Genomic DNA, 6,859 nt, shown 5'->3' with positions numbered 1-6,859 from the left:
GTGATCTTCGCGAAGCGGGAGTCGGGCCCGTCGCCGTCCTCGTAGTTGACGGAGTTGATCACGGCCCGGCCGCCCAGCTTCTCCAGGCCCGCCCGGATGACCGCGGGCTCGGTGGAGTCCAGCACGATGGGCAGCGTGGAGGCGGTCGCGAAGCGGCCGGCGATCTCGGACATGTCCGCGACGCCGTCGCGGCCCACGTAGTCCACGCACAGGTCGAGCAGGTGCGCACCCTCGCGGATCTGGTCCCGGGCCATTTCGACGCAGTCGTCCCAGCGGCCCTCCAGCATGGCCTCCCGGAACTTCTTCGAGCCGTTGGCGTTCGTCCGCTCGCCGATGGCCAGGTAGGAGGTGTCCTGACGGAAGGGCACGGTCTGGTAGAGGGAGGAGGCGCCCGGCTCGGGGCGCGGGCTGCGTTCGCCCGGCTGCATGCCGCGCACGCGCTCGACGACCTGGCGCAGGTGTTCGGGGGTGGTGCCGCAGCAGCCGCCGACCAGGGAGAGACCGTACTCGCGGACGAACGTCTCGTGCGCGTCCGCCAGCTCCCCGGGCGTGAGCGGGTAGTGGGCGCCGTCCTTGCCCAGGACCGGCAGGCCGGCGTTGGGCATGGCGGAGACGCGGGTGCGGGCGTGCCGCGCGAGGTAGCGCAGGTGCTCGCTCATCTCGGCGGGGCCGGTGGCGCAGTTCAGGCCGATCATGTCGATGCCGAGCGGCTCCAGGGCGGTGAGCGCCGCGCCGATCTCGGAGCCCAGCAGCATCGTGCCGGTCGTCTCGACGGTCACCTGGACCAGCAGCGGCAGGTCCACGCCGGCCGCCTCCATCGCGCGCCGGGCGCCGACGACCGATGCCTTGGTCTGCAGCAGGTCCTGGGTGGTCTCCACCAGGATCGCGTCGGCACCGCCCGCGACCAGACCCTCGACGTTGCGCTGGTAGGCGTCGCGCAGCCGGTCGTAGGGGGCGTGGCCCAGGGTCGGCAGCTTGGTGCCGGGGCCCACCGAGCCCAGCACCCAGCGGGTGCGGCCGTCGTCGGCGGCGAACTCGTCGGCGACCTCCCGGGCGATGCGGGCACCCGCCTCGGAGAGCTCGACGATGCGCTCGGGGATGTCGTACTCACCCAGGGCGGCGAGGTTGGCGCCGAAGGTGTTGGTCTCCACGCAGTCCACGCCGACGGCGAAGTACGCCTCGTGCACCGAGCGCACGATGTCGGGGCGGGTGACGTTCAGGACCTCGTTGCAGCCTTCGAGCTGCTGGAAGTCGTCGAGACTGGGGTCCTGCGCCTGGAGCATCGTGCCCATCGCCCCGTCGGCCACCACCACGCGGGTGGCGAGCGCCTCGCGCAACTGCGCGACTCGGGCGGAAAGAGGGGTCGATGGCGTGTACGAGGCCATGGAAGTGCTCCCGGGTGTGCGACGGCTGTCGGCTTTACGCCCTCCCTGCAGAAGGCGTACGCGGCAAGCGTAGCTGGCGGGATCGCCGGAAGGAGGGGGTGTCCCACCCTGCGGACCGGTGCGTGCGGGACTCCGTCACCATGGAGTCAGCCACCCGGATTCGGCCAGGGGGGCCACCCTCGATGATCATGGTCGTGGCTGCTGTCAGGTACCCCGTGGTCGGCATCGGCCGATAGTGTTCAGCATTGCCGAACGGACAGCCGGACGGCGCATAAGGAGGTTGCTCGATGGCACGGACCATCCAGTCGCTCGAACGGGCGGCGGCCATGCTGCGTCTGCTCGCGGGTGGCGAGCGGCGGCTCGGCCTGTCCGACGTGGCCTCCGCGCTGGGCCTTGCCAAGGGCACCGCCCACGGCATCCTGCGGACGCTGCAGCAGGAGGGGTTCGTCGAGCAGGACCCCGCGTCCGGGCGCTACCAGCTCGGTGCCGAGCTGCTGCGGCTGGGCAACAGCTACCTCGACGTGCACGAGCTGCGGGCCCGCGCCCTGGTCTGGGCGGACGATCTGGCCCGCTCCAGCGGCGAGAGCGTGTACCTCGGCGTGCTGCACCAGCAGGGCGTCCTCGTCATCCACCACGTCTTCCGTCCCGACGACAGCCGTCAGGTGCTGGAGGTCGGTGCGATGCAGCCGCTGCACAGCACCGCGCTGGGCAAGGTGCTCTGCGCCTACGACCCGGTGGCGCACGCCGAGGTCGCCGAGGCCGACCGGGAGGCGTTCACGCCGCGGACCGTCACGGCCCTGCCCGACCTCGAAGGCGTCCTGGACCTGACCCGGGCCCGCGGCTGGGCCGCGGACGTGGAGGAGACCTGGGCGGGCGTGGCGTCCGTCGCCGCCCCGATCCACGACCGCCGCCGGATGCCGGTGGGCGCCGTGGGCATCACCGGTGCCGTGGAGCGCGTGTGCGAGGACGGCGAACTCCGGGCGCGGCTCGTCGCCGCCGTCCGCGACTGCGCGCGGGCGGTCTCCCGCGACCTGGGCGCCGGACGCTTCTGAGGCGAGCGCCGCGACGGGCGCCGGAAAGGGCGCTCGGAGGGGCCCGCGAAACCGGTGGTCCGGTCGGGTTGCGGAGCGGATTCCCGGTCCCCGAGACCGGCTCGTTACCGGTCGGTATCCGAACGTACATTTCCGGCCTATTGGCCGAGAGTTTCCGGTCACAGAGCCCTTGACGCGCCCTTAACCGTGCAGGAAGCTGCCGTTCATCGGTCGGCATTGTCGAACACCTGACGACAATATTCGCTATGGTGTGCAGTGCCGCGGGACCGATCAACGCCCTCACGGAGGGCGCGGACCACCGGAGGGACCCGGGGTTCGCCTTCCCCTGGACGAAGGACAAAGGAGTCGCGGGTGTCCAGCTCCGACATCTTCACCGGTGAGCTCATCGGTACCGCAGTATTGATCCTGCTCGGCGGCGGCGTGTGCGCCGCCGTCACCCTGAAGCGTTCCAAGGCGCTGAACGCGGGATGGCTCGCCATCACGTTCGGCTGGGGCTTCGCCGTGCTGGCCGGTGCGTACATCGGCACCAAGTCCGGCGCGCACCTCAACCCGGCCGTCACCCTGGGCCTGGCCATAGACGGTGCGGTCGAGTGGAGCGACGTGCCGCTCTACATCGGCTCCCAGATGCTCGGCGCGATGATCGGCGCCACCCTGGTGTGGCTGACCTACTACGGCCAGTTCCAGGCCCACCTGACGGACCCGGAGCTCGTCGCCTCGCTCAACCCCCGCGAGGGCATGGTCGACCAGACCGCCACGCCGGAGGCCGGCCCGGTGCTGGGCATCTTCTCCACCGGTCCCGAGGTCCGCAACGTGGTGCAGAACCTCGTCACCGAGATCATCGCCACCGCGGTCCTGGTGCTGTTCATCCTCACCCTGGGTCTGACCAAGGGCCTGGCCGTCAGCGGCACGGGCACCCTGATGGTCGCGCTCGCCGTCGTCGGCATCGGCCTCTCGCTCGGCGGCCCGACCGGCTACGCGATCAACCCCGCCCGTGACCTCGGCCCCCGCATCGTGCACGCCCTGCTGCCGCTGCCCAACAAGGGCGGCTCCGACTGGAGCTACGCCTGGGTGCCGGTCGTCGGCCCGCTCGTCGGCGCCGCTCTGGCCGCAGGCATCCACAAGCTCGCATTCTGAGCAGCAACAGCCGAGACCTTCAGACTCCCAGGAGCACAGACACCATGACCGACACCACCGGCAGCCACGGCCACGGCCCGTTCATCGCGGCGATCGACCAGGGCACCACCTCCTCCCGCTGCATCGTCTTCGACCGCGACGGCCGCATCGTCTCCGTCGACCAGAAGGAGCACGAGCAGATCTTCCCCAAGCCGGGCTGGGTCGAGCACGACGCCACCGAGATCTGGACCAACGTCCAGGAGGTCGTGGCCGGCGCCGTGGAGAAGGCCGGCATCACCGCCGCCGACGTCAAGGCCATCGGCATCACCAACCAGCGTGAGACCACGCTGATGTGGGACAAGAACACCGGCGAGCCGGTCTACAACGCCATCGTCTGGCAGGACACCCGCACCGACGCGCTGTGCAAGGAGCTCGGCCGCAACGTCGGCCAGGACCGCTTCCGCCGCGAGACGGGCCTGCCGCTGGCCTCCTACTTCTCCGGCCCCAAGGTCCGCTGGCTGCTGGACAACGTCGAGGGCCTGCGCGAGCGCGCCGAGCGCGGCGACATCCTCTTCGGCACCATGGACTCCTGGGTCATCTGGAACCTCACCGGTGGTGTCGAGGGCGGCGTCCACGTCACGGACGTCACCAACGCCTCCCGCACCATGCTGATGAACCTCCGCTCCCTGGAGTGGGACGAGCGCATCCTCTCCTCCATGGAGATCCCGGCCGCCGTGCTGCCGGAGATCCGCTCCTCCGCCGAGGTCTACGGCACGGCCAAGGACGGCGCCCTGGCGGGCGTGCCCGTCGCCTCCGCGCTCGGCGACCAGCAGGCGGCCCTCTTCGGCCAGACCTGCTACGACAAGGGCGAGGCCAAGTCCACCTACGGCACCGGCACGTTCATGCTGATGAACACCGGTGACGAGCCCGTCCAGTCGTACAACGGCCTGCTGACCACCGTCGGCTACCGCATCGGCGACCAGAAGCCGGTCTACGCCCTCGAAGGCTCCATCGCCGTCACCGGCTCCCTCGTGCAGTGGATGCGCGACCAGATGGGCCTCATCAAGAGCGCGGCCGAGATCGAGACGCTGGCCAGCTCCGTCGAGGACAACGGCGGCGCCTACTTCGTGCCGGCCTTCTCCGGCCTGTTCGCCCCCTACTGGCGCTCCGACGCGCGCGGCGTGATCGCGGGCCTGACCCGCTACGTCACCAAGGCGCACATCGCCCGCGCCGTGCTTGAGGCCACCGCCTGGCAGACCCGCGAGATCACCGACGCCATGACCAAGGACTCCGGCGTCGAGCTGACCGCGCTCAAGGTCGACGGCGGCATGACCTCCAACAACTTGCTGATGCAGACGCTCTCGGACTTCCTGGACGCCCCCGTGGTGCGCCCGATGGTCGCGGAGACCACCTGCCTCGGCGCTGCCTACGCCGCCGGCCTGGCCGTCGGCTTCTGGCCGGACACCGACGCGCTGCGCGCCAACTGGCGCCGGGCCGCCGAGTGGACCCCCCGCATGGATGCGGACACGCGTGACCGCGAGTACAAGAGCTGGCTCAAGGCCGTCGAGCGGACCATGGGCTGGATCGAGGACGAGGAGTAATCATGACAACCCCGCAGAGCGTTCCGACCCTGGGAACGCACCCGGCTGCCGGTACCAACCCGGGCCGCGCGGAGACCCGGGAACGGCTGTCCAAGGCGACGTACGACCTCCTGGTGATCGGCGGCGGCATCCTGGGCACTTCGGTGGCCTGGCACGCCGCGCAGTCCGGACTGCGGGTCGCCATGGTGGACGCCGGCGACTTCGCCGGCGCCACCTCCTCCGCCTCCTCCAAGCTCGTCCACGGCGGTCTGCGCTACCTGCAGACCGGCGCGGTCAAGCTGGTCGCGGAGAACCACCACGAGCGCCGGGTGCTGGCCAAGGACGTGGCCCCGCACCTGGTCAACCCGCTCACCTTCTACCTGCCCGTCTACAAGGGCGGCCCGGTGGGCGCGGCCAAGCTCGGTGCCGGTGTGTTCGCCTACTCGGCGCTGTCCGCCTTCGGCGACGGCGTCGGCAAGGTGATCTCCCCGGCCAAGGCCAAGGCCGACAACCCCGGCCTGCGCACGGACAACCTCAAGGCCGTGGCGGTCTACTACGACCACCAGATGAACGACTCCCGCGTGGCCGTCATGACGGTCCGCGCGGCGGTCGAGTCCGGTGCCGTCGTCCTCAACCACGCCGAGGTCACCGGCCTGCGCTTCACGCGCGGCAAGGTGTCCGGCGCGGAGCTGAAGGACCGCATCGACGGCGCCGAGTTCGGCATCGACGCGCGCGTCGTCCTCAACGCCACCGGCCCGTGGGTGGACCACCTGCGGAAGCTGGAAGACAAGGGCGCCGCGCCGTCGATCCGCCTCTCCAAGGGCGCGCACATCGTGATGAAGCGCAAGTCGCCGTGGAAGGCCGCCATGGCCACCCCGATCGACAAGTACCGCATCACCTTCGCCCTCCCCTGGGAGGACCAGCTGCTCCTGGGCACCACCGACACCCAGTACGAGGGTGACCCGGCGGACGTGCGCGCCACCGAGGAGGACATCCAGCAGATCCTCGACGAGGCGGCCTTCTCCATCCAGGACGCGGACCTCGACCGCGACCTGATGACGTACGCCTTCGCCGGCCTGCGCGTGCTGCCCGGCGGCCCGGGCGACGTGGCCCAGGCCAAGCGCGAGACCGTCGTCTCCGAGGGCAAGGGCGGCATGCTCTCCGTCGCCGGCGGCAAGTGGACCACCTACCGCCACATCGGCCGCACGGTCATGAAGAAGCTGGCCCAGGTGCCCGGCAGCCCGCTGACCGAGGACATGGAGCCCGTCTCCAGCCTGGTCCGCCGCACCCCGCTGCCCGGCGTCGCCAACCCCAACGCGGTCGCCCACCGCCTGCTCGTCGACCGCGAGCCGGGCAGCCGCATGGACCCGCTGACCGCACGTCACCTGGCCACGCACTACGGCTCGCTGTCCTTCGACATCGCCCGCATGGTCAACGAGAACCCCGAGCTCGGCGAGCGGATCCACCCCGACGGCCCGGAGATCTGGGCCCAGGTCGCCTACGCCCGCGACCACGAGTGGGCCGAGACGGTCGAGGACGTGCTGCGCCGCCGCACCACCCTGACCATCCGCGGTCTGGACGACGAGGACGTCCGCACGCGCGTCAAGGACATGCTCGGCGACCGCGGCTGATCCGCCGGCAGGACCGCACAGGGGAGGGACGCCTCGGGCGTCCCTCCCCCGCGCGCGTTCCCGCAGGCAACCAACGCGCTCCCGGGCTCGTCCCTCGA

General features: G+C 71.0%; 5 protein-coding genes. 4 read left to right on the top strand and 1 reads right to left on the bottom strand.

What is annotated here, in order from left to right; translation table 11 throughout:
- A partial coding sequence (locus LE181_RS11815; protein ID WP_225661175.1) for a homocysteine S-methyltransferase family protein occupies positions 1 to 1,385 on the bottom strand: 1,385 nt, incomplete at its 3' end.
- Between the two features lie 287 nt (positions 1,386 to 1,672).
- Here LE181_RS11815 and LE181_RS11810 point away from each other — a divergent pair.
- From LE181_RS11810 to LE181_RS11795, 4 genes are all read left to right on the top strand, one after another.
- Entirely contained in the window at positions 1,673 to 2,437 is a 765-nt protein-coding gene (locus LE181_RS11810) for an IclR family transcriptional regulator (RefSeq protein WP_225661174.1), read from the top strand.
- Positions 2,438 to 2,788: 351 nt separating this feature from the next.
- Positions 2,789 to 3,571 (top strand): MIP/aquaporin family protein, encoded by a 783-nt coding sequence (locus LE181_RS11805; protein WP_190108888.1) that lies wholly within the window; start codon positions 2,789 to 2,791, stop codon positions 3,569 to 3,571.
- 44 nt (positions 3,572 to 3,615) lie between these two features.
- Positions 3,616 to 5,151 (top strand): glycerol kinase GlpK, encoded by a 1,536-nt coding sequence (gene glpK, locus LE181_RS11800; RefSeq protein WP_225661173.1) that lies wholly within the window; start codon positions 3,616 to 3,618, stop codon positions 5,149 to 5,151.
- Positions 5,152 to 5,153: 2 nt separating this feature from the next.
- Positions 5,154 to 6,761, top strand: coding sequence for a glycerol-3-phosphate dehydrogenase/oxidase (locus LE181_RS11795; protein ID WP_225661172.1), 1,608 nt, complete (start codon positions 5,154 to 5,156; stop codon positions 6,759 to 6,761).
- Positions 6,762 to 6,859 lie beyond the last annotated feature (98 nt).

It is taken from the genome of Streptomyces sichuanensis (assembly GCF_020328095.1).
GTDB classification, from domain to species: domain Bacteria; phylum Actinomycetota; class Actinomycetes; order Streptomycetales; family Streptomycetaceae; genus Streptomyces; species Streptomyces cinnamoneus.
Note: the sequence above shows the minus strand (reverse complement) of the source record. Positions and strands in the feature narration are given on the sequence as shown.